Genomic DNA, 22,756 nt, shown 5'->3' with positions numbered 1-22,756 from the left:
GGCTACGCGAGAACGCCGGCGCTAAGCCCGAATCTTTCGCATTATGATCCCGGCAGGCGTTCGGCTCGCCAGGGCAGGTCAGAGCCTCGCTGCTGCAGGAACTCCCACAGCATCTCAGATGCCTTGATGAGGTTCGCGGTGAACTCCTCGGGTTTCTCCGCGGTATCCACATTCCACGAGACACAGAACTCGGTGGCTTCCGGCAACGGAGTGTAGGAGATGCCGAAACCCTCCGGCCGGGTGGGTACAAAGCAGTAACGCACAATCTGCTCGGGGCCACCCACCGAGGTCGTGGAGAGGAAGTCCCGGCGCGCGGCCAGCACGGCGTCATCGGTGAAGAACGGATCGCTGGCATCGATCGTCGCCATCATTTGGATGTGGCGGTCGAAACCGTTACCGGACTTGCAGCGCTTGACCCAGCCGCGGTGTGCGTTGACGGCCGCGAGTAGATCCTCATGAGTCGCGGTGCCCGCAACGAGTTTGCGAGCGAAAGCAACGGCCTCGCCGGTAGCGGAACGCAGACATTCGGTGCGGCCAGCACGGTATTCACGCATATCCACGGCCTCATAGACCGCGCGGATGCGACCATAAGTGAGCTGCTGCGCGATGTGCATGGTCAGCTGAGCTACCGCGTCACGGCTGATCTTGAACGGCATGTGCGCAGGTGGTCGATGCGGCGCGGTGACGATCTGCACCGTGAACTTCGAGGCCAGCTCCGTGTAGGCGGCAACCCGCTCACGGAGCTGCGCCGTGGTCGCCTCATCGAGCGTCCACACAAGCTCCTCGGCATCGAGCCGTGTGAGTTCTTCTGAGGTTTCCGCCGGCAACTGCACGGTCTGGAGGCGTTTCATGGCGGTGACCAGCGTGGCGCCGTCGATGCAGGAGTGCTCCACATGCACCGCGGCCCACTCGTCGGGAAGACTCACCTGATAGCTCAACGGCTTATACGCCCATGCCCCGCGCGGGGTGAAGGTTGCCTCACGGATGCGCTGGGTATCTGTGGCGCCGCCGTCGGTCAATAGCTCAACGGTGAAGAGCATGTCGGCTAGACGGTCATACACCAGATGGTTGCCGCTGTGCTCCAGCATGTCTGGAAGCAGATCGTCAAGAACACCGGAACCCAGCAGGGAAGGGGCGTTGAAATCGAGCTCTGGGGGTTTCGTTGTCGCTGCTTGAATGTTCTCCAACGCGGCCCGCAGCGCTTCGGCGCAAGCCGGCTTGCCGGCACTGTCAGTGATAGGTACGGCGAAGAGGCGACCGTTGACGAAAACGCCGATCTCCCGGTTCGCCTCATCTAGCGTGCATGGGAAGACCTGATCTTCCCCCTCTAACGGGAGGCGTATTGAGCCACCGTAGACGAACCATTGATTCAACGTGATGCGGTTGCCGCGGGCGTCCACATCCTCCGGCAGATTCCCAGAGGCCACCTGCAGGTGCACCATAGCTGCGCGCTGAATGAACTCAACCGCTCCATCTAAGCCTAGAGATGTGTGCTCGCGGGGGCGAGCGAGCTGGAAGCAGACATTGGTGCTCAGAGGCAGCGGCTCACGGACGGTGAGGTAGCTGGAATACCATTCCTCGTGCAACCAGTTGGTGCCTTCAGCGGCGAGGGCCTCGGCGCGCTCACGCAGAGCGGCATCGAGCTTAGGGCCGGCGCCCGTGCGGAATTTCTCGACGATTTCGTGAGCGTGTTCCAGTTCAGCGCCTTCGAGCACCGCGCGGAGCGCATGTTCATACGCATCGAGAGTGCCGTCCAACGGCGGGACCTCGAGCGGCTTCAGATCCAGTGTTGCAGGATGCGGGATGATCCCGGGATGCCTGGTCATGCTTCGAAGCCTCCTACAGCTAGATCTTCGCTACAGCACTGTGCTGAATCCTTATGGAACGCGGCCCCTAACAAACCCGGGACCTTAGGAATCGCAGGACGTAAGAAGCCCGATCCCTTAGGAATCGCGCTGTTTCTGCTCGGCCTGTTCTTGAGCCGCTTGTTTCTCTTCAGCTTGTGCGCGTTCGGTTTCGAGGCGTTCGGCTTCGCGCGCATGCCAACGGTCGATTGCTTCTTGACCGGTATAGAACTCCTCGACCGCTTCCATCCGTTCGGCAACGAGTTTCTTCCGGATACTGATGCTGCGCACAGCAGCCCACACGAACGCCTGGACCACAACCACTAACAGGATCACGCCCGCGATCTTGTTGCCAACGATCACAGCCCACACACCCGCCGCCGCGCTCGCGAGCGCGAGCACCGGGAACAACATGTAGCCCAGCAGGAAATGCAGCTCCGGGCGTGGAGTGCCCAGAACCAGATCCTCGCTAGCGTCAGCTTCTGCGCTCGCCGCGTCGTTGTTCACTGACGCGCTACCCGCTGGGCCTTCCGGGGTCGTGTTTTTCTCCGGGGTCGTATTCATGTCAGCCTTTTCGTTGGTACACATCCACGCGGTAGCGCAGCTGTTGTTTTTCGCTCTCGATCCAGCCCTCACCTGCCGGGCTTGAGGTCACGTGTTCCCACCCCACACCGAGCTCGGGAGCGAGCGTGTCGCCTTCAACCTGGGTGTCAACGGTTGTGACCACGGCGAGGTTCGCCATCGGCTCTAGGGCTTCATAGATCGCCCCGCCACCAACAATCCAGACCTGCTCGCTACCTTCGCTGTTATAGGCGATGTCGAGCGCTTCAGCGATCGAATCCACAGCGTGCCCGCCGGCGGCGGAAACCTGGTTGCGGGTTTCCGCCTGGGTTGTCAGCACGATGTTGGTGCGGTCAGAGAACGGACGGAACGCGGCCGGGATGGACTCCCAGGTTTTGCGTCCCATGATTACGGGATGGCCCTCGGTGACGTGTTTGAAGAACGCGAGGTCTTCGGGCAACCGCCACGGAATATCGCCGTCTACACCGATCACACGCTCAGCTGACTGAGCCCAGATCATACCGATTTGGCGTGCCGATTCGTGCGGGAGGAAGTCTTCAGAGAAATGGTGATGCATTGAAATGTGTGTTCAACGTCCTTGGAAACAGTCAGGTTTGGGAACTGTCCGGTAGTGTGCCCGTTCAGACCGCGATCGGCGCGGCAATACCTGGATGGTGCTGGTAGTTCTCCACGATGAAGTCCTCAAGCTCGTAGTCGAAGATAGACTCCGGCTTCCGTGCGAAACGCAGCGTTGGGTATTCGTAGGGCTCCCGCTCAAGCTGGGTTTTGACTTGCTCGATGTGGTTCTCATAGATATGAACGTCCCCGCCCGTCCACACGAACTCGCCAGGTTCCAAGCCCAGCTGCTGGGCCATCATGTGCACCAAGAGGGAATAGGAAGCGATGTTGAACGGCACGCCTAGGAACGTGTCAGCTGAACGCTGATACAGCTGGCACGAGAGCTTGCCGTTGGCGATATAGAACTGGAAGAACGCGTGGCACGGCGGCAGGGCCATGTTCTTGATCTCAGCGACGTTCCAGGCAGAGACGATGTGGCGGCGCGAATCAGGGTTATCGCGCAGCTGCTGCATGACCTCGGAGATCTGGTCGATGTGGCCGCCATCGGGGGTCGGCCACGAACGCCACTGGACGCCATAGACAGGGCCGAGCTCGCCGTTCTCATCAGCCCATTCATTCCAGATGCGCACGCCCCGTTCCTGCAGCCAGCGCACGTTCGAATCCCCACGCAAGAACCACAACAGTTCCAAAGCGACTGACTTGAAGTGCACGCGCTTGGTCGTGATCAGTGGGAGAGTGCCGTTGCTGAGGTCGTAACGGATCTGACGGCCAAAAACAGAGATTGTCCCGGTACCGGTCCGGTCAGATTTCGGGGTCCCGTTCTCCAGGACGTCCTTGAGCATGTCTTCATATGGCGTGGGGACGGTCATGAGACTCGATTCTACGCAGGGAGTAACCAAAAACACGGAAGGCTGTGGACAACGATACGCCCCATGCCTGGCTGTGGAAGCTGGGTTTAGCGGGCACGCAACACGGCGTACTGCGGGTGCTTCTCAAGGTAGTCGGCAGTGTAGGTGCACACTGGATCGACTTTGAGGCCCAACGCCCACAAGCGCTCCAGGACGATCGTGGTGAGCGCGCGTGCATAGCCGCGGCGGGAAAACTCTTCCCTGATGATCGTGTGGATGAAACTCAACACGTCGCCGTCTTGTTCGTACTGAATGAACCCGATGAAATCATCGCCATCGTACAGATTGAAACGAGACTGGACCTCGTCCTGCTCAACACGGAGCGTGTGCTGCTGAATCAGTGGAGGTTGCGGCATGGCAGGTTCCTTTCAACACGGCGCAAAACACGCCACGAACGCTGTGGGTGCTTCACCTCCGAGCCTACCAAGCACACGCTTGAAGCGATCGAGTCGCTCGAGCAGACACTCGTGAGCCGAATCAGTCTTCGAACGGCTTGTGGATCTCCACCGCAACGGCACGCCACCGGCGTTTAGCATCCAACGCCCGGTGCAAGATGATCGCTTCCCCCGGAGCCAGGTACGGGTTCTCTTGAGGCAAGAACTCCCGCAGTTCTTTAGGCGTCACCGTTTTCAGAGCCTTCAACAGGGTTGGCATCACGGGGCGATGCGAACACACCAACGTAGACTTCGGGTTGTTGAACTGCTTCAACAGGATCCGTTGAGCCTTATCCGGGTCACGGTCAGCGGCGTGCTCGGTCAAAGCGGTCTGCTTCTTGATGCTCATATCCATAGCCGCCGCATACGGCTGCACCGTCTGAACACATCGAGTCCAACGGCTTGAAACCAACCGTTCCGGCTGCCACACCGTCAGCATGCGAGCCAAGGCACGTGCCTGCGTGAAACCAGTTCGAGCCAATGTGCGCTCACCCTCGGAGCGGGTCCAGCTGTTGCGCGGCTTCGCTTTCGCGTGCCGCACCAAAAGGAATGGCGTCGTCTTCAAAAGCCCCTGCTCATACGCATCGACCACGGCCTTGATAGGGGCCTTGTCCGCATCGTTGGTGAGCTTCTTCAAAGCCTTCGACGGCGAATACCAGCGGGCAATATCGACCTCTTTGCCGTCGGGGCTAACCCGCCGCAGCTTCTCCACGTGAGCCGCCCAATAGTACACAACCTTCGATTTCTTGCCCACAAAGTAATGGGTGCACGGCAACGGGATCCCCAAAGTGACCTTGAGGTTGGCTTCCTCTTTAGCCTCACGGACCGCAGCCTCAGCGATCGTCTCGCCATCATCGACCTTGCCTTTCGGCAACGACCAATCCTTGTGCTTAGGCCTGTGAATCAACAAGACCTGCAAACCATCATCGGGGTCGATACGCCACGGCACAACACCAGCGGCAACGATATCGGGGTTGCTCTCGGCGATTTCGCCGATCGGTTCAGTAGAGCGCACAGGAAAAGAAATTGATGCTGACATTATGCGTTCGGTGTTCCTCGACGAGCTCGGGTCTTCAACAAGTATTCCTGAATATCCATCAGACGGTTGCCGTCGGCATCCTTATGAACACGGTTCCAGGTGCCGTCCTGCTGCTGATGCCACGATGACGTCTCATCAGACAAATACAGGTCCATCAACTCGATCAAGCCGCGCTTATCGTCCTCATTCTTGATCGGGACCAGTGCCTCAACACGGCGATCAAGGTTGCGGTGCATCATGTCAGCCGAACCGATATAAACCACCGGGTCGCCATCGTTATGGAACGCAAACACGCGAGAGTGCTCCAAGAACCGGCCCAGAATCGAACGAACCCGGATGTTCTCCGACAAGCCCGGAACATTGGCGCGCAACGAACAGATACCACGCACAATCACATCGACCTGCACACCCGCCTGCGAGGCACGGTAGAGCGCGTCGATGATCGTCTCATCCACCATCGAATTGACCTTGATGGTCACACGAGCGTCCTTGCCCGCCTGCTTGTTCCTGATCTCTTGCTCGATACGCTCAAGCAACCCAGAGCGCAGCGAACGCGGAGCAACCAAGAGGCGATCGAAGGTGGTACGCGGCGCGTAACCGGAGAGCTGATTGAACAAACGCGTGACGTCCTCACCCACGCTAGGATCACACGTCAACAAGCCAAGGTCCTCATAGAAACGGGCCGTGGACGGGTGATAGTTACCGGTACCGATGTGGCAGTAACGCACCAACTGATGACCCTCACGGCGCACCACGAGCGAAAGTTTCGAGTGAGTCTTCAAACCCACGATCCCGTAGACCACGTGCACGCCCGCCTGCTCAAGTTTGCGGGCCCAGGAAATATTGGCCTGCTCATCAAAGCGCGCCTTGATCTCAACCATCGCAAGAACCTGCTTGCCGGCCTCCGCCGCATCGATCAGCGCATCCACGATCGGGGAGTCACCAGAGGTCCTATAGAGGGTCTGCTTGATCGCAACAACCTTCGGGTCTGCTGCCGCTTGGGACAAGAACGCCTGCACCGAGGTCGCGAAGGAATCGTACGGGTGGTGCAACAGGATGTCGCGTTCCTTGACGGCCTCAACCACGTTCGCTTCCATCGCGGTCTCGGCCTCGTTCAGGAATCGTGACGTGCGGCCGATAGCCCGCGGATAGCGAAGGTCCGGGCGCTGAACCTGGGATAGCGCGCCAAGCCCGCGCAGATCCAGCGGGGTGGGCAGAGCGAACACTTCAGAGTCCTCAACACCAAGCTCACGCACCAGCAAAGTGCGGACCTCATCGGACATCTCTTCATCGATCTCGAGGCGAACCGGCGGACCAAAACGGCGCCGCAACAGTTCCTTCTCGAGTGCTTTCAGAATGTTCTCCGCATCATCCTCTTCAACCTCGAGGTCCTCGTTACGGGTCACACGGAACGTGTAGTGCTCCATGATCTCCATGCCGGGGAAAAGCATGTCGAGCTGGGTTGCGATGATCTCCTCGAGCGGGACGAAACGCACCCCAGCCGAAGGGTCATGAGACGGCGGATCAACACGGACCAAGCGGGGTAGAACATCCGGGACTTTGACGCGAGCAAACAGGTGCTTGCCCGTCTGCGGGTTCCGCACCAAAACAGCGAGGTTGAGCGACAACCCGGAGATGTAGGGGAACGGGTGGGCCGGGTCCACCGCCAACGGAGTCAGAACAGGGAAAACCTGTTCGGTGAACCAGTCCCGCAAACGGTGATGTTCCGAATCGGTGAGTTCGTCCCACCGGATGATCGTGATCTTCTCTTTAGTCAGTTCCGGCCGAACCTGCTCAGTGAACACGCGCGCGTGCCGCTGCTGAAGCTCTTGAGCGCGCTCGAGGATGGTCTCGAGCTGGTCCTGTGGACTCAACCCGGTCATCGATGGGACAGCCATGCCGGCTGCGATGCGCCGTTTGAGGCCCGCAACACGCACCATGAAGAACTCATCAAGGTTGGAACCGAAGATCGAAAGGAAGTTGGTGCGCTCCAGCAGGAACAGGTCAGGGTCTTCGGCCAGTTCGAGCACGCGCAGGTTGAAATCCAGCCACGACATTTCCCGGTCCAGGAACCGCTCCAGGCCAAAATCACCGTCCGGAGTAGTGTGGACGGAGACCTCTGGGGCCTCTATCCGGTCAGCGGTCGGCTTGACACGCTTCGGTTTGCTCGCAGGTACGGTTCCGGCGTGATTCTCCACGCGATCCTCCTTGTGATGCCGGGCCTGTTCGACGCCGGGCATGGCATGGGTGTCGTGCAGTGATCGGCCCTGCTCTTCACGAGCTATACAGACTCATGCAGAGCGGGTGGAATCACCTTCAGGATACCGCTCGTTTAGCGGTGTTTTTCTCCAGAAAGGCGATATAGGTGAGATCTTGGGGCAGATGTCAGCCAACTGTTACCTGAAAGTAGTTTCTAGGCGTCTTTCGTATACATCACGTCTACGTCCCAGCGTTCAAAACCGAGGCTGTCATACAGTGCGACCGCCGGGGCGTTATCGGCGTCCACGTACAACATGATCGTCTGGTGTCCCTCGTCTTTGAGATGGTTCAAACCCGCCAGGGTGAGCGCCTTGCCCAGACCGCGGCCCTGCGCATCCGGTGAAACACCCACCACGTAGACCTCACCGACTGCAGGGTGTTCAGTCCTGCGCTCATCCGTGTGAGCCGCGTGCACCTTGGTCCAGTGGAAACCCAGCAGGTCACCGGACTCGTCGTCGGTGGCCAGCAGGAAACCTGCCGGATCAAACCAGTCTTCAGCAAGCCGCTCATCCAAATCCGAACGCGTGAGCTTGCCCTGCTCCGGATGCGACGCGAACGCCGCCGCGTTCACGTCAAGCCAGGCATCGGCATCCTTGTTAGGGTCGAAAGCCCGGATGCTCACACCAGCAACCTCAGGGGTGGCAGGCAGCGACGCAGGGTCGCATAGCCGCATGCTCCACAACTCACGCACACGCTCCAAACCGACACGCTCCGCCAGGGTGCGTGCCGCATCGTGATCCCCGTGAGCCCACACGTTGACGGTGCGGCCCTCAATCTGGGAGGCGAGCATGTCCGCGAGGTCCTGGCCCATACCGAAACCGCGGTTGTTCGGATGCACAGCCATCTCAACGGTCGCAGGTTCGCTCGGCGCGCCGGTCACGATCGCGGCCGCCACCACGCTCTCACACGGCTGAGACTCTGCATTCGCCGGGCCTGCTGCTTGATCGGTCGATGCTGCCTGGTCCGTTGAGACGATCACACCCCACACGTCCTCGCCGCGGCGCAGCTCGATGCGGGTCTGTTCGTTGAACGGTTCGTGACCATCGGCGTCCTCAGCCGCGCGAGCGACCGCGATGATGCCATCCAACACGGCATCAGACGGACGGCCATCAAAGCGGGACAGCGTCCACATCGTGGAATCGGTGTTGGCGGCGTCAGCGTCCTGTGCGGCAGGAGCCTGCTGGCCGGGTGCATCGTGCTGGTTGTTTGAGGCGTGCTGATCGTGTGCAGCGTGGGATTCATGCGTGCTCATAGTCATTACGCTAATCGAGTTGCGGCGCGTTGAACATGCCTGTTCATGCCCAGCGAAGTCATCCCTAGCGGGTTCGTGCCCGCCGTTTTGTGCTGGTTTAGCTCATTTGTGGTGGATTGACTGGGGCGGCGTGGTTCGATGCGGCATGATGGAAGGGTGCGTTATCCGTTGCTACTGATTCTGTCCGGGCTGGTGTGGGTTGTTCTTACGGCCCCGGCTTTGTTGAGCCTGGGGGCGGAGTCAGGTTCAACTCAGATGGAATCGAGCGCGGGTTTGTTCACGACCGCGTTGGTATTGCTCGCGATGTGTGTTTTGTGGCCGCGCCGCCAGCATGCCGTGGGTGGTTCCACGGTTCGGATCGTGATGTTCGTGACGATGGCGGCTTCGCTGGGAATGATGCTGTTGCTTCCGGAGGAGCACGGGTTGGCGTGGTGGCCGATGGGCGCGGCAGTCGGTGTGCTGCTGAGTTTCGTGTTGCAACTGTTCTCTGTTGAGGAATCTCGCGAGAAGGTAGCGGTGCTCGCCGAATGCATTGGCGCCTCACTGGTCGTGGCGTTGGGTTCCGGCTGGTTTGTGTGGGTCAGGGAGATCCGCTTGGATGGTGCCTCGGTTTCGACAGCTTTGTGGGTTTCGGTTGCGCTCGCCGTGGTGGGTGTGGGGCTGGGTGTCTGGCTGATCACCTTGAGCCGGCCTAAGGCGTTGGGTCAGATCCCGATGTGGACATTCGCTATCGCTGGGGCGTGCGGCGTGGTCGTGATGGGTATGCCCACTGCGCTTGTGACCCGGTATTTGATCTATTAGAGCGGTCATAGTTGCGGGCGGTTTCTGGCCTGGTGGGGGAACGGGGCTAGACTAGAGGCATGAACGATTACTTGGGTTATGAGATTTTCTTCTACGGCCTGATCGGTGCTGCCGGCTTGGGCATGTTGAGCTTCGCGATCGGCACCGTGCGTTACCTGTTCCGGGGTCAGAAGTAATTTATGGCGTTTGAGCTTCCCGTCGATCTCACGCCGGAGCTTGTCCCGCTTTCGTGGCTTTTGGGCCGCTGGGAAGGCTACGGGATGCTGGGAGAGGGTGCCGCTGATGATCAGCGGTTCTTCCAGCGCGTCACTTTTGAGCAGATTGGTTTGCCGGTTGTTGAATACCGTGCAGAGACGTGGCTAGCTGATGACGAGGGCCAGGTTATTCGCCCGATCGCCGTGGAGACCGGTTTCTGGCAGCTGGAACGTGAGCTGACTGAATCGGACGGCGGGCCTGGCCTGATCCCGGGTGACGTGGTTCCTGCGTTGCGTAACGCGGAAGACGTCGAGAAGCTACGCACTGAACGGGACGGCCGGGAGGGCTTTGCCCTCAACGTGACGATCGCGCACCCCGGTGGGATCACCGAACAGTATTCGGGGCACATCGCTGGCCCGCAGGTGTTCCTCGAAACCGCAGGTGTGCAACGTTCGCAGTACGCGCATCCGTATGATCGGGCGACCCGCATTTACGGGTTGGTCAACGAGATGCTGTTCTGGCGTTGGGACGTCGCAGGCGATGCCGGTGAGGAGCTCGCGGCGCATGGTTCCGCCCAACTGAAGCGCGTTGCCCCGGGTGGCCGCCGACACGCCGCCGACAACAACGGCTCTAGCAACGGCGACGCTGCTGAGGGGACTGAGGAATCAGCTGGCGGCGAAGGCACTGACTAGGCCGAGTAGGCGTTGTTGCCGAGCTGGTGTAGAAGCTGAGTTTGTTGACATGCTGAGTTTGTGTAGATGCTAGACCCGCAGCCTGTTGATCTTTCCGCGGTTGAGCCGACCCCGGATTCCGTGTTCTTGAGCCTTGAAGGCGCAGTGCGCGCCTCGGGTGTGGACGCCGGCATTGCTCTGCACTATGGCTCGCCTTTGCGTGAGGGCCGCGACGTGGATGAAGCCCGCGCGGTCGTTGATTTGTCCTCGTGGGGTGTGGCCCGGGTGAGCGGCCCGGATCGTCTCACGTGGCTGAACTCGCTGGCTTCCCAAAAACTCGACACCCTGGCACCGAGTGTGCCGACCCCGGACGAGTCCAACCAGGGCGTTGAGTCGGTTCAGAACGCGGCGGTGCGGGCTTTGTTCTTGAATCTTCAGGGCCGCATCGACTTTGATGTGCGTGTCCACGATGACGGCGAAGCCACGTGGCTTCTCACCGAACCGGGCTATGTCGGTAGCTTGGTCGAGTGGCTGGGCAAGATGCGTTTCATGAGCCAGGTTGAGGTCGCTGATGTGACCTCCGAATGGGCTGTGGTGGGGGCGCGTTGTGTGTTGCGTGAACGGCTCGCTGATGCCGGTGGACAGCAAACCGGGGTGGTAGAACAGCTTGAGGACGCGTGGGGCCCGGTGTTGCGGGATCCGTGGCCGGAAGTGTGTGTTGGTGGTTGGCCGTATGGTCCGGTCGGCGGTGAGCATCCTGGTTCTGATGGTGAATGGTTCTTCTCGCTGGTTCGGCGCTCCCGTATGCCGGAGGTATTGAGCGCGGTGCAGGACGCCGGGCTGCGCATCGGCGGTCTGATGGCGTATGAACAAGTCCGCATCGCGGCATGGAATCCGAGTATCCGGACAGAAGTGGACTATAAGACGATCCCTCACGAACTGGACCTTCTGCGCGCGGCAACGCACCTGAACAAGGGTTGCTATAAGGGACAAGAGACGGTGGCTCGCGTCCACAACTTGGGGCATCCGCCGCGCCGCATCGTGTTCTTGGACCTGGACGGTTCCGAACACACGTTGCCTGCGGCCGGCGCTGAAGTGAAGGCGGGTGAGCGCACGGTTGGTACGCTCACAAGTGCTGTCTTGCATCACGATGCCGGCCCGATTGCGCTGGCCGTGATCCGCCGGAACGTCGGTGTCGATACGGAGCTGACTGTGGTGGACGGCGAGCAGACCTATCAGGCGCTACAGACCGTGATTGTGCCCCCGAACGCTGGCAATGTGGTGGGCCGCCCGAAGGACGTGGGCCGGTTGGGTCCCGGCATGGGTAAGGATCTGCGCGGATAAGGCCTCCCCAGACGCCGGCGCGCGCGTTAGTCTTATTCCTACTGCCGCCGCACCGTTTTATGCGCTCGGCCCGTGTTTTACGGCTTGCGCCCTTACGGTTCGTATCCTTTCGGCTCGCGCCCTTTCTCTTCTGGGAGGACTTCATGAAGGCCCTGTATAAGTCTGGCCCGCACGCCGGTTTCGAGTTCACTGACCGCCCCGTTCCTGCCCCGGGCGCGCACGATGTTCTGATTCGTGTTGCGATGGCCGGGATCTGCGGTACAGACCTGCACATCGAGGCCTATGATCAGGCGGCCCAAGACATGATCGCCCCACCCATGATCCCGGGGCATGAGTTCTATGGCGAGGTCGTCCAGACCGGCGATTACGTGACCGATGTGAAGGTCGGGGACCGGGTTTCCGGTGAGGGGCACGTGGTGTGCGGTATGTGCCGCAATTGCCGTGCGGGGCGCCGCCACATGTGCATCAACACGCAGTCGGTAGGGGCGCAGCGTGATGGCGCGTTCGCTGAGTATGTGGTGACCCCGAATCGAATGTGTGGATTCACACGGATGATTTCGTAACCCCGGAGCTGGGCGCGATATATGACCCGTTGGGCAACGCGACCCACACCGCGCTTCTGAATAGCCTCGTGGGCGAGGACGTCCTGATCACGGGTGCTGGCCCGATCGGTTTGATGTCCGCCGCTATCGCCCGTCATGCTGGCGCACGCAAGATTGTGGTCACTGACTTGAGCGAGGAACGCCTCAAGCGTGTCGAGGGCATGGGCGCGGATGCAGGGGTTCTTGCAGGTCGCGAGAAGATCGCCGATGTGCAGCGCAGCCTGGGTCTGCTTGAAGGCTTCGACGTCGGCTTGGAGATCTCAGGAGCCCAGCCGGCGCTTTCGGAAATGATCGAGAACATGAACCACGGCGGCCGTATTGCACTTTTGGGTTTGCCTAACGGCGCGTGGAGCGTGGATGGTGGCCGTATTGTGACGCGCATGCTCACGTTGCAGGGCGTGTATGGCCGTGAGATGTATGAGACCTGGTACGCAATGACCGCGATGCTGCAGAGCGATGAGCTGTTCAGGCAACGGATCGCTTCCGTGATCTCCGATGTGGTTCCGGCCTCCGAATGGCGTGAGGCTTTCGATATTGCCCGCTCGGGGCAACGCGGCAAGGTCTTGCTGGATTGGCGAAACGTTTAAGACACTCTACTTAGACACACTGCTTGGAAACGATGAGGTTGAGGGGAAGGGTTGAGGAATTATGACGAATGCACGTGAGGCGATGCTTGCTGATCTGCAGGCTGAACTGGATGAGATCGAGGCCTCGGGCCTGACCAAACGGGAGCGGACCATCACGACCCCGCAGTCAGCCCACATCACCGCTAGCGCGAACGGCCAAGCCCGTGAGGTGCTGAACTTTTGCGCCAACAACTACCTTGGCCTGGCCGATGATCCGCGGATCATCGACTCCGCACGTGAAGCCTTGACCGAACGCGGTTTCGGTATGGCATCGGTGCGGTTCATCTGCGGAACCCAGGACCAACACCTTGAGCTCGAGGGCAAGCTCGCTGACTGGTTGGGAACCGATGACGCGATCCTGTTCTCTTCCTGCTTTGACGCCAACGGTGCCGTGTTCGCGCCGCTGTTCGGCGAACAGGACGCGATCATCTCGGACGCCCTGAACCACGCCTCGCTCATCGACGGGATCAGGCTCTCTAAAGCAGCCCGCTTCCGCTACGCCAACCGCGATATGGAAGACCTTAGAGCCCAACTCGAAGCGGCCAAGGCCCTCAACGATGGCGCGGGCGCTCGCCGCACCGTGATCGTGACCGATGGTGTGTTCTCGATGGACGGCTATCCGTAGTGCCTCATGTCAAGTTGATCGCGTAGCCCTAGTTGTAGTTCCCCGTGAGGTTGTGAACGCGTTGGGCGGGGGTTTGGCCTCCGATTCCGGTGTGGGGTCGGTGGTGATTATAGTGATGTAGCCAGGCTTCGTAGGTCGCTGCTCGGGCTTCGTCACTGTAATAGGTCTTAGCGTAGGCCCATTCTTGGGTCAGAGTACGGTTGAAGCGTTCGACTTTGCCGTTGGTCTGAGGCCGGTAGGGCTTGGTGAACTGGTGTTTAATCTTTGTCCCGAGCGTGTTGTTGAACAGGCGTGAGCGGTAGCAGGCGCCGTTATCGGTCATCACTGCCTGTACGGTGATCCCAGCTTGAGCGAAAAACTCCTGAGCGCGTTGCCAGAACCCGGCCGCGGTCTGTTTCTTCTCATCGGTAAGGATCTCTGAATACGCGAGTCTCGAATAGTCATCGATGGCGTGATGTAAGAAGGCATAGCCCCTGCCGTGTTTTCCATACCCACCGTTCTTGCGCGCCTCGGGTCCAAGCATACGGTGGCCACCACCATCGGGGATCCGCCCAAGTTTCTTGATATCAACATGCACCAGCTCACCTGGGGCTTGTTTCTCATACCGCGCGATGTGCGGTGTCCTGATGGGCAGTCCTGTTCCTCGATCGATATGGGCCAGTAACGGCATCTGGTACCGGGCCAAGACTCTACCAACCGTGGACCGTGGGATACCCAAGTGGTAACTGATCCGGTGTGGGCCCCACTGGCGGGTGAACCGCAGCGCAATAATCCGGCGTTCTCGGCGAACAGACAACCGGTTAGGACAGCGACGTGGCCTGCAGGACCGATCCGTCAGTGGGGCGCCGACGAGGTAGCGTTTGGCCCATTTCGATGCGGTAGCCGGTGAGACTTGGAAACGTTCGGCGGCTCGACGAATCGTCCAGCCTTCCTCGACGATAAGCACGGCAAGACGCCGGCGACCCTCAGCAGTCAAGGGTGCATTAGGGTGAGACATGAAGACCTCCGGGTCAGGCAGGAGTTGTGGTAACCCCATACTGCCCGGAGGTCTTCACCTACCGCGAACGTTCACAACCTCCCGAGGAACTACACCTAGTCGTGCCTCACAGAGATTGATTGCGTAGCCCTGCTTAGGCAGTATGGAGTTTCACCCCACCGGTTTGTCGTTTCCGTCGGTTCTGTTTCGCGTCTTCGACCTCAGCTGTGAGGACCTCAGTCTTCCAACTGGCTTTGGTGATGAGCATGTCCTGATACCGGACAATGTCACGCGTGAGTTCGACCGGGTTGAGCTTCGCGTACTGCGCCCGCAGCGCTCGTTCTTGAGCTACAGAGAGCAGCCCAGAGTCGAGCAGACGCTGGTACGGGGTCTTCGGGTCGTCATACACGCGCCGTCTACGCCCCTGCCCGTCCACGCTCCAACCGACAGGTTTCTTGGTGGGGGTGAAGAAGTTCATCTTCAGCATCACTGCCTGCCATAACAGTGTCAGCACGTCCCGCTCATCTGGGGTGTCGTAACGGTAGTAGAAACCGTATTTACGGACAATATGGTTGTTCTTTGACTCGACGAGGGCTTGATCATTCTTCTTGTAAGGCCTGGCTCTTGTGAAGAAGATCTTCCGGTCACCTGCCCACTCGATCACTTGGTCGTTGATGAACTCCGACCCGTTATCGCAGTCGAGCCCAGCAATATCAAACGGTAACGCAGCTTCCATGCGGGTGAGGGCGGCGAGCATGTGTACACGTGCGTTATTCCGTAACACTTCCAGGTGGGTCCATCCCGTCTGCACACAAGTGGCGGTCAAAGTTCTGGCGAATTCACCTTTCAGTGTGGGGCCGCAGTGCGCGACCGTGTCACACTCCAGAAAGCCGGGCTCATGCTCTGCCTCGTCGCCGGCTTTCCGGATCATGATCGAGGTGCGTAACAGCGCGCCAGAACGGGTGGCAGAGATCCCTTTCAACTCCAGTGACTGCCGGTGCTCTCGTAAATATCGGTCGATCGTCGCGGCAGACATCTCAAGCAGTTCGGCACGTACCGCAGGCGTGTAGTCGTGTTCACCGTGGCTGAGTTCGCCATGTGCTTCAAGCCGGCTGATCCATTCGGGGAGCATCTGACACATGTATTTCCCGCACGGGTACATCATGACCCGCCACAGCCACACCAGCACCCGTTTCGAGGCTGCCGAGTACTTCGTCGGGCGATGCCGACGACGATCAACTTTCGTCACATTCTTCACGCCCAGGTGTGGGCTGGTGAGATACCGTCTGGCTGATACTCGGGACAGCCCGGTGGTTGCGCAGAACTGATCCAGAATCACAGACTTCTCGGACCTCGTCGCGGTTTTGTAGGCCCGTTTGAGTTGTTTGGTGACTTCGATACGTGTCGACATTGAGACCACACCCTTGTTCATACTTGTTCAGCGTAGGAGTACGCGCTCAAAGTATGTGAGGCACGACTGTAGCTACGCGATCAATATATGTAAGGTACGCCGGGGACTTGACCCCGGTCGGGAGTTAGGTTAGGCTTACCTAAGTGGAAGGAGGTTTGCTGTGACAGACCGATCCGGTACAGTTCGACGCTCAGCTCGCGGAGGATTAACCGACTCAATTCTAGGTACCCGAAATCTCATGATGGTGGCCTCCCTGTCAGTGGTCGGCCTCATCATCCTCATCCCACTGAACTACATCGCGCCGGCGGGTGCGGCTTCGCAGAGCGCAGTCTGGCTCGGGGTGTCCCTTCTCGGACTTTGGGTCATTCCCTACCTCCTTCCTCTGGCCGTTGTGCGAAGGCCGGGCGCTTCACTGCTGGCCGCGCTGATCATCGGAGTTGTGAGCGCATTTACTACTCCCACTGGGCCTGCCGCGATTGTCGGTAACGTCATTGGCGGGCTCCTGGTTGAGTTTCCCATGGCGTTGATGCTGTACCGGAAGTGGACGTGGTGGGCGTATCTGATCTCCGCCGCATTCTTCGGGGCATTTAACAGCCTGTTGTACCTCACGCTGCTCAAGCACGCGGTGGGAATCTCGGTATCGGGACTGATTGTGCTGGTGGGAGTCACGTCGTCCGTCATTGGCGGTTTGGCCGTCGTCGGACTAACCCGTTTGCTCAACAATGCAGGCGTAGGCGTAGGCGTAGACCATCGTGAGTGAAAGGCTGGCCTCCACTTTGAGCAGCGAGCAACGGTCTGTGAGCGAGTCCGCGCGGGCGCTCCTGGCGGTTGAGGATCTTTCCGTTCACTACTTGGGTCAGGACCGGTGGGTGCTGCAACGTCCAACCCTGGTCCACCTGAGCGGTCAGGTAACGGCCGTCATTGGGCCCTCTGGATGCGGTAAAACTACCTTCGTCCGAGCCGTGTGCGGCCTTGTGCCCCACTGTCTGCCGTCCGAATACTCCGGCAGCGTTCAAATTGCCGGCGCCGAAATCGCCGACGCCACGGTCCAGTTGATCGCTACCAATGTCGCCTACGTGGGACAAAATCCGGATGCCGCAGTCATTACCCGTACGGTGTATGACGATGTCGCGTTTGCGCTGCAGAACCTCTGCCTGCCTGTTCCTGAGATTGATCGACGGGTACGCGAGGCATTGGCTGCGGTTGGTCTGGAGACCAAGCTGTGGGAGAGCCCATGGAGATTATCGGGCGGCCAACGCCAGCGCCTAGCGATCGCGGTAGCACTGGCTATGCAGCCCCGCTTACTAGTCCTCGATGAGCCAACATCGATGATTGACACGCAAGGCACGGACGAGTTTTACAGCGTCATCCAACAGCTGGTTAGCGATGGCGTGGGCATCGTGGTGATCGACCATGACCTCGACCCGGTCCTACCCCTGTGCGATCACGTCATAGCGCTCAACGCGCAGGGCGCGGTGATCGCGCAGGGAACTCCACATGAGGTTTTTCTCAGCCATACCGCGGAACTTGAGGCGTGCGGAGTGTGGCTGCCCCGTGCGTTACGCGACGAATCCCCGCACCACGCCTTGACCTGCGAGCAGGCGGGCATTCGAGTTCCCCGCATCACGGATATCTGTGGTGATTCGGTGCAATATCAGCGGCGCACCGAAGCAGGATGGGAAACCATCGATGCGATTGACACGCTCGACGGTGGAGGCAGCGCCACGGTAGAGCTGGCAGATTTCTGTGTTCCCGGACGTTCCCCAGCTATCTCTATGCGGCTACGGGGTGGCGAGTTTATCGCCCTTATAGGGCCGAATGGCGCAGGCAAAACATCCCTGCTCGCGGCGCTGGCGGGTCTCATACCATCAAAGGCACAACGCGCTACGGTCTGCGGAGAGGTTGTGCGGCGAGGGCGGCACCAGGTCGGCTACGTGTTTCAAAACCCGGAACATCAGATGGTTTGTTCCACCGTGGCTGGCGAAATCTCCACGGGGGATGTTTCCGCGTCTAAAGCCGAGGCTATTGTGGAGCAATTCCATCTCTCCCAGTATCGAGACCAACACCCGTTGACTCTCTCAGGCGGCCAGATTCGTAGACTATCGGTGGCTACGATGGTCGCCGAGCGTCGCGATGTGATTGTCCTTGACGAGCCCACGTACGGCCAGGACTGGGCGAATACCTGCGAACTCATGGCCTTCATCGACGAACTGCGCGCTGAGGGCAGAACCGTCATCATGGCCACCCACGACCTAGAACTTGCCCTATCACGCTGCAGCCACATCATCGCGCTACCTGCTGCCGTTAGCGAAACTCGTGAAAACGCCGCATCCGCAGCACCAGCGAACCCGCCTTCGCCGTCCGTGCCCCGTGGACTCTTCTCATCGTTCAATCCTGTGACGTTGCTATTGGCGCTAATCCCGGCGATGGTCATGGTGTTCGTATGCAAGGACCCGGCCGTCAATGTTGGAGTGCTCATCGCAGCGAGCCTGGCCATGGTAGCCGCGAGAGCGAGTCGCGCTCGAACGGTCATGTCACTGCTAGCACCCTGGGTCATCGCAGCTGTGCTACTGCCGGTGTTCCGCTACAACTACACCATTGAAGAGGTCAGCCCACTCTACAATCACGGTGGCGAGCTTGCGGCAGCGAGCGGTATCGGGGCACTGTTGTCCCTCATGCTGCTTTCAGGCATCAGCACTCATCCGGAAGCGCTGCTTCGCACGTTGACGACGACGTTCAAGCTTCCCTATCGGGTCACTGCGGCGGGAACTGCGGCTGTCGCCTTCGTCACTCGTTTCCGGCAAGATTTCCAGCTGTTGCGCACAGCGCGGGCATTGCGGGGTATTGGGGCATCATGGGGGCCGTTAGCGCCCGCAATTCGATGGGTGGGTTCCCTCGTGCCGCTGGCGATCCTCGCCGTCCAGCACGGCGAACGGGTTGCCCTGTCGATGGATTCACGTGGCTTTGGCGCCTATCCGCGGCGCACGGAACTCCAACACACACCGTGGCAGGTGCGAGATTGGTGCCTGGTGGGCCTCCTTTGGGCCGTTACTGCGTTGCTGTGGTGGTGGCGCCAATGAACGTTTCGAAAGACTCGACTCGACAGGAGCCTGATGTGAGTATTTCCGTCGCCGCACTAATCCGCCCGGCCAAGGGCGCGATGGTCCTTTCCGCAGTCCTCACAGCCTTAAGCGCTATCGTCACGCTGGTGCCGTTCGTCGCCTTACACAACATGGCCGCGATCTGGCTTGACGGGCAGGTGCGCACCGGCTGGACCGGAAAGCCGTGGGTTTGGGCCGTGATAGCGGTGCTTTCGCTGTTCGTGGGCCAATTGCTCTACCTGTTTGGATTGGGTGTCACCCACGAGGCAGAAGCCAAGCTCCGACATCGGTTGCGCGGCAATGTGGTCCAAGCGCTGGGCAGTTTGCCCTTGGGTAGGGTCTCGCAGGTGCCGCACGGGGCCATCCGCAAGATGGTGTGTGACGATACCGCAGCCATCCATACTCTCGTTGCGCATGTTCCCGGTGATGTCACCAACGCCGTGGTCTCGATGGTCGTAGGCCTCGGGTATCTCGTGTGGGTCGATTGGCGACTGGCGCTCGCGCTCTTTGGAACGTGGGCCGTAGCGATCATGATCATCGTCAGCACGACCATGCGCGGCTATAGCGATATCACCGAGCGATTCGGACATGCCCAGACCGCACTGGCCGCAGCCACCGTCGAAATGCTTGAGGGCATTAAGGAGATCAAGAATTTCCAGGCCACCGATGCGACCCGAACGCGCTTTAACGCCGCCCGCCAGCAATTTTCTGCCATCTCCTTCGACTGGGTTCGTCGCTCCGGCAGAGCGATTAGTCTGCTCGGTTCGCTACTGCGTCCAGCCACGGTCTTCGTCACGGTCGCGTTACTGGCGGCGCTATTCGTCGCACAGGATTGGAGCACGCTGTCGGCGACGCTGCCATTCTTCCTGATCGCTCCCGGTATCCCGGAGGGGTTCACGGTGCTAGTCGGTCTGATGCAGCATATCTATGAGTCGCAGCTGGCGGCTCGCACCACGGCAGAGCTACTTTCCGAGAAACCCATGCCCGAAGGCAGCCGCACCCAAGAAGAGGGCCCAAACCCCGGCCAAGTTGAGGTCTGTGAGGTTTCCTTCTCCTACGAGCCTGACGTGCCCGTTGTGCACGGTGTCTCCTTTACGGCTGAGCCCGGAACGGTCACGGCTCTGGTGGGCCCGTCGGGCGGAGGGAAGTCCACACTGGCCCGGCTGATTGCGCGCTTTTACGACGTCAATGATGGCGTGGTACGCATCAGCGGTGTGGATGTGCGCGTGGCGAGTTTTTCGTGGCTACTTTCCCGCGTCGCGATCGTCCTACAGGACGTAACGTTGTCGAACGATTCGGTCCATACCAATATCGCGCTGTCGAAACCGTCGGCAACGCGCGCCGAGGTCGAGGCAGCAGCCCGTGCGGCATGCATCCACGATCGCATTATGCGTCTGCCCGAGGGGTATGACACCGTGCTTGGCGAGGTTGGTGGCTTCCTCTCGGGCGGTGAGCGGCAACGCATCACCCTGGCGCGAGCATACTTGCAGGATGCGCCGATCTTGATTCTCGACGAGGCCACCGCGCAAGCAGACCCCCAGTCGGAGCGTGCGATCCACGAAGCGCTCAGCACCTTGGCATCCGGGCGCACGGTGATCATCATCGCGCATCGACTCGCCACCATCCGAGACGCCGACCAGATCCTCGTGATTGAGGACGGCCACATCACTCAGCGTGGTAGGCACGAGGACTTGGTCGACCAAGCGGGGACCTATAGCGAGATGTGGCGGGCCCAAGAACTCCATTACATGGCCTAAGGAGAAACACGCTCATGTGGAACCTAATGATCAGGGTCGTCAACAGGGCCGAGTTGCGTACGTTGGTGGGCTGGTTCGCCTTCTCCGCTGTCCTACAAGGCATCACACTGGCGTTGATGATCCCCTTCCTTCGGGCATTATTCTCCCGCTCTGAAACCCTTGGCACCTGGCTCGTCGTCGTTGCCATCCTCGGCGCGATCACGGTGACGGTCGACACCTTCGCGATGTACCGCTCCTATCGGATCAGCGTCTATGAAGTATGCGATACCTTAATTGATCGCGTAGCAGATCATGTCTTGCAGCTGCCGCTTGGGTGGTTTAATGCCAAACGCGAAGCGGACGTGGCTAATGCGACATCCAAGGAGATCAACACCCTGTCGCATCTGGCATCAATGGTGATCCCGAACCTCTGCAACGCCTTCATCGTGCCGTTGGTGATGCTCGTTGCCACCGCATTCATTGAGTGGCCGTTAGCTGTGGTCATGGCAGTGTCGATCTTGCCGTTTATTCTCACGTGGCGGAAAATGTCGGCGGCAACAACCAGAGCCAATGACATGGAAGACCGTACCTCGGCCGCCGCAGCCGGCCGGTTGATTGAGTTCGCCAGGCTACAACCGGTGCTTCGAGCCACGGGTGCCGCGACGTCGTGGGACCCCGTACAAGAGACTCTGCAAGCCGACTCTGAGGCGACGTTGGCCGGGCTTCGGATCAAGGGCCGACCTGCCCAAGGATTCAACCTCATCGCTAACGTGACTTTCGCGGTGGTGCTCGCCTTGGGGCTGTCGTTCGTGACCGGAGCGCGTCTGGACCCGATTGCGTATCTGGTGATCGCGGCGGTCAGTGCGCGCATGCTGCTGCCGCTCACAAAAGCCGCGCTCTACGCATCTGAGGTCGATAACGCCGCAGTGGCGTTGCGCCAGATGGGAATAATCCTTGATGCCGCGCCACTTGCCGAACCTGATTCCGAGCAGGCACGGGAACCGCGTGGGACGTCGATTGATTTCCGAGGAGTGTCGTTTTCCTACGAGTCAGGCCGGCCTGTCCTAGACGATGTCTCGCTCACCGCCCCGCAGGGAGCAGTCACCGCACTAGTGGGGCCGTCAGGGGCCGGGAAGTCGACGATCTTGCGTCTCACCGCAAGGTTTTGGGATGTCGACGCCGGTAGCGTGACCATCGGCGGGGTGGACGTGCGCGAGATTCCAACCACGCGGATCATGGAGCTGACCTCGATGGTGTTCCAGGACACCTACCTGTTTGACACCACGATCCGGGAGAATCTGCGGATTGCCCGTCCCAATGCGACGGACGCCGAGTTGGAAGAAGCAGCTCGCAAGGCGAGACTTGATCGGGTGATTGAGGCGCTGCCTCACGGTTGGGATACCGAAGTGGGGCCTGCCGGGCAGAGCCTGTCTGGAGGTGAGCGCCAACGAGTGGCAATCGCTCGGGCATTCATCAAGGATGCTCCGATACTGCTGCTCGACGAGATTACCTCGGCGCTGGACGGCGAGAATGAATCGGCGATTAGCGACGTCATCAGTCAACTATCTGAGGGCCGCACTGTGATCGTGGTAGCGCACAGACTATCCACCATAGATAGCGCCGATCAGGTGGTCTTCCTCGAACCCTTAGCGGACGGTGCTATCGTCGCCGAAACCGGCACGCCTAAGGAATTGTCTAGTCGGCCCGGACGGTTCCACGATTTCGTGGCTGCCGCCGATGCGTCGTATCGTTGGCAGCTGAGACACACCTCAGATTAGCGGACGCGGTCCCG

The 22,756-nt window shown here is 60.0% G+C and carries 17 protein-coding genes and 2 pseudogenes; 9 read left to right on the top strand and 10 right to left on the bottom strand.

What is annotated here, in order from left to right; genetic code table 11:
* Positions 1–41 precede the first annotated feature (41 nt).
* From J2S67_RS07030 to mshD, 8 genes are all read right to left on the bottom strand, one after another.
* Positions 42–1,826 (bottom strand): choline/carnitine O-acyltransferase, encoded by a 1,785-nt coding sequence (locus tag J2S67_RS07030; RefSeq protein WP_070506359.1) that lies wholly within the window; start codon positions 1,824–1,826, stop codon positions 42–44.
* 117 nt (positions 1,827–1,943) lie between these two features.
* Positions 1,944–2,408, bottom strand: coding sequence for an NF038396 family protein (locus J2S67_RS07025; protein WP_070490209.1), 465 nt, complete (start codon positions 2,406–2,408; stop codon positions 1,944–1,946).
* A gap of 1 nt (position 2,409) precedes the next feature.
* Entirely contained in the window at positions 2,410–2,982 is a 573-nt protein-coding gene (locus J2S67_RS07020) for a dihydrofolate reductase (RefSeq protein ID WP_310247549.1), read from the bottom strand.
* A 64-nt stretch (positions 2,983–3,046) separates the two neighbouring features.
* On the bottom strand, positions 3,047–3,853 hold the full coding sequence (locus J2S67_RS07015; RefSeq protein ID WP_070490205.1) for a thymidylate synthase: 807 nt from the start codon (positions 3,851–3,853) through the stop codon (positions 3,047–3,049).
* Between the two features lie 86 nt (positions 3,854–3,939).
* Positions 3,940–4,248: a GNAT family N-acetyltransferase gene (locus J2S67_RS07010; protein WP_035757991.1), complete on the bottom strand. Its 309-nt coding sequence runs from the start codon at positions 4,246–4,248 to the stop codon at positions 3,940–3,942.
* 121 nt (positions 4,249–4,369) lie between these two features.
* Positions 4,370–5,341 carry an NUDIX hydrolase gene (locus tag J2S67_RS07005; protein WP_256173696.1) on the bottom strand — a complete coding sequence of 324 codons (972 nt, stop codon included), beginning with the start codon at positions 5,339–5,341 and terminating at the stop codon, positions 4,370–4,372.
* 23 nt (positions 5,342–5,364) lie between these two features.
* Positions 5,365–7,605 carry an RNA degradosome polyphosphate kinase gene (locus J2S67_RS07000; RefSeq protein WP_070506354.1) on the bottom strand — a complete coding sequence of 747 codons (2,241 nt, stop codon included), beginning with the start codon at positions 7,603–7,605 and terminating at the stop codon, positions 5,365–5,367.
* Between the two features lie 173 nt (positions 7,606–7,778).
* A complete protein-coding gene (gene mshD, locus J2S67_RS06995; protein ID WP_407682073.1) occupies positions 7,779–8,756 on the bottom strand; it encodes a mycothiol synthase in 978 nt (325 codons plus the stop codon).
* Positions 8,757–9,032: 276 nt separating this feature from the next.
* On the opposite strand from mshD, the gene J2S67_RS06990 reads away from it, so the two are divergent.
* From J2S67_RS06990 to J2S67_RS06970, 5 genes and pseudogenes are all read left to right on the top strand, one after another.
* The gene (locus J2S67_RS06990) at positions 9,033–9,677 is read left to right on the top strand and encodes a hypothetical protein (RefSeq protein ID WP_070506349.1); all 645 of its coding nucleotides are present in this window, start codon (positions 9,033–9,035) and stop codon (positions 9,675–9,677) included.
* Positions 9,678–9,856: 179 nt separating this feature from the next.
* Positions 9,857–10,564 carry a nitrobindin family protein gene (locus tag J2S67_RS06985; RefSeq protein WP_070506346.1) on the top strand — a complete coding sequence of 236 codons (708 nt, stop codon included), beginning with the start codon at positions 9,857–9,859 and terminating at the stop codon, positions 10,562–10,564.
* A gap of 66 nt (positions 10,565–10,630) precedes the next feature.
* Entirely contained in the window at positions 10,631–11,887 is a 1,257-nt protein-coding gene (ygfZ, locus tag J2S67_RS06980) for a CAF17-like 4Fe-4S cluster assembly/insertion protein YgfZ (protein WP_310247540.1), read from the top strand.
* 143 nt (positions 11,888–12,030) lie between these two features.
* Positions 12,031–13,076, top strand: a pseudogene (gene tdh / locus J2S67_RS06975) (L-threonine 3-dehydrogenase).
* 82 nt (positions 13,077–13,158) lie between these two features.
* A pseudogene (locus J2S67_RS06970) lies at positions 13,159–13,734 on the top strand (aminotransferase class I/II-fold pyridoxal phosphate-dependent enzyme); the annotation flags it as partial.
* 34 nt (positions 13,735–13,768) lie between these two features.
* Here the strand turns inward: J2S67_RS06970 and J2S67_RS06965 are convergent.
* Both J2S67_RS06965 and J2S67_RS06960 read right to left on the bottom strand, forming a co-directional pair.
* Positions 13,769–14,737 (bottom strand): IS481 family transposase, encoded by a 969-nt coding sequence (locus tag J2S67_RS06965; RefSeq protein ID WP_310247537.1) that lies wholly within the window; start codon positions 14,735–14,737, stop codon positions 13,769–13,771.
* A gap of 133 nt (positions 14,738–14,870) precedes the next feature.
* The gene (locus J2S67_RS06960; protein WP_176744705.1) at positions 14,871–16,127 is read right to left on the bottom strand and encodes an integrase catalytic domain-containing protein; all 1,257 of its coding nucleotides are present in this window, start codon (positions 16,125–16,127) and stop codon (positions 14,871–14,873) included.
* A 238-nt stretch (positions 16,128–16,365) separates the two neighbouring features.
* Between J2S67_RS06960 and J2S67_RS06955 the strand changes: the two genes are divergently transcribed.
* From J2S67_RS06955 to J2S67_RS06940, 4 genes are read left to right on the top strand one after another with little or no spacing between them, the layout of a single operon-like run.
* The gene (locus J2S67_RS06955) at positions 16,366–16,887 is read left to right on the top strand and encodes an ECF transporter S component (protein ID WP_310247535.1); all 522 of its coding nucleotides are present in this window, start codon (positions 16,366–16,368) and stop codon (positions 16,885–16,887) included.
* A gap of 37 nt (positions 16,888–16,924) precedes the next feature.
* Positions 16,925–19,207 carry an ATP-binding cassette domain-containing protein gene (locus J2S67_RS06950; protein ID WP_310247533.1) on the top strand — a complete coding sequence of 761 codons (2,283 nt, stop codon included), beginning with the start codon at positions 16,925–16,927 and terminating at the stop codon, positions 19,205–19,207.
* Positions 19,204–20,985 (top strand): ABC transporter ATP-binding protein, encoded by a 1,782-nt coding sequence (locus J2S67_RS06945; protein WP_310248775.1) that lies wholly within the window; start codon positions 19,204–19,206, stop codon positions 20,983–20,985. Before J2S67_RS06950 ends, J2S67_RS06945 begins: the two co-directional genes overlap by 4 nt.
* A 14-nt stretch (positions 20,986–20,999) precedes the next feature.
* Positions 21,000–22,742: an ABC transporter ATP-binding protein gene (locus tag J2S67_RS06940; protein WP_065247003.1), complete on the top strand. Its 1,743-nt coding sequence runs from the start codon at positions 21,000–21,002 to the stop codon at positions 22,740–22,742.
* Positions 22,743–22,756 lie beyond the last annotated feature (14 nt).

It is taken from the genome of Pseudoglutamicibacter albus, assembly GCF_031458175.1.
GTDB classification, from domain to species: Bacteria; Actinomycetota; Actinomycetes; order Actinomycetales; family Micrococcaceae; genus Pseudoglutamicibacter; species Pseudoglutamicibacter albus.
The sequence above is the reverse complement of the archived record's forward strand: the minus strand, read 5'-3'. Positions and strand labels throughout refer to the sequence as shown.

Excerpts from the sequence above, each read along its gene's own strand:
- J2S67_RS07030 (WP_070506359.1), bottom strand. The coding sequence starts at position 1,826 with ATGACCAGGCATCCCGGGATCATCCCGCATCCTGCAACACTGGATCTG.
- J2S67_RS07025 (WP_070490209.1), bottom strand. The coding sequence starts at position 2,408 with ATGAATACGACCCCGGAGAAAAACACGACCCCGGAAGGCCCAGCGGGT.
- J2S67_RS07020 (WP_310247549.1), bottom strand. The coding sequence starts at position 2,982 with ATGCATCACCATTTCTCTGAAGACTTCCTCCCGCACGAATCGGCACGC.
- J2S67_RS07015 (WP_070490205.1), bottom strand. The coding sequence starts at position 3,853 with ATGACCGTCCCCACGCCATATGAAGACATGCTCAAGGACGTCCTGGAG.
- J2S67_RS07010 (WP_035757991.1), bottom strand. The coding sequence starts at position 4,248 with ATGCCGCAACCTCCACTGATTCAGCAGCACACGCTCCGTGTTGAGCAG.
- J2S67_RS07000 (WP_070506354.1), bottom strand. The coding sequence starts at position 7,605 with ATGCCCGGCGTCGAACAGGCCCGGCATCACAAGGAGGATCGCGTGGAG.
- mshD (WP_407682073.1), bottom strand. The coding sequence starts at position 8,756 with ATGTGGACGCTGTCCCGCTTTGATGGCCGTCCGTCTGATGCCGTGTTG.
- J2S67_RS06985 (WP_070506346.1), top strand. The coding sequence starts at position 9,857 with ATGGCGTTTGAGCTTCCCGTCGATCTCACGCCGGAGCTTGTCCCGCTT.
- ygfZ (WP_310247540.1), top strand. The coding sequence starts at position 10,631 with ATGCTAGACCCGCAGCCTGTTGATCTTTCCGCGGTTGAGCCGACCCCG.
- J2S67_RS06965 (WP_310247537.1), bottom strand. The coding sequence starts at position 14,737 with ATGTCTCACCCTAATGCACCCTTGACTGCTGAGGGTCGCCGGCGTCTT.
- J2S67_RS06960 (WP_176744705.1), bottom strand. The coding sequence starts at position 16,127 with ATGTCGACACGTATCGAAGTCACCAAACAACTCAAACGGGCCTACAAA.
- J2S67_RS06955 (WP_310247535.1), top strand. The coding sequence starts at position 16,366 with ATGATGGTGGCCTCCCTGTCAGTGGTCGGCCTCATCATCCTCATCCCA.
- J2S67_RS06945 (WP_310248775.1), top strand. The coding sequence starts at position 19,204 with ATGAACGTTTCGAAAGACTCGACTCGACAGGAGCCTGATGTGAGTATT.
- J2S67_RS06940 (WP_065247003.1), top strand. The coding sequence starts at position 21,000 with ATGTGGAACCTAATGATCAGGGTCGTCAACAGGGCCGAGTTGCGTACG.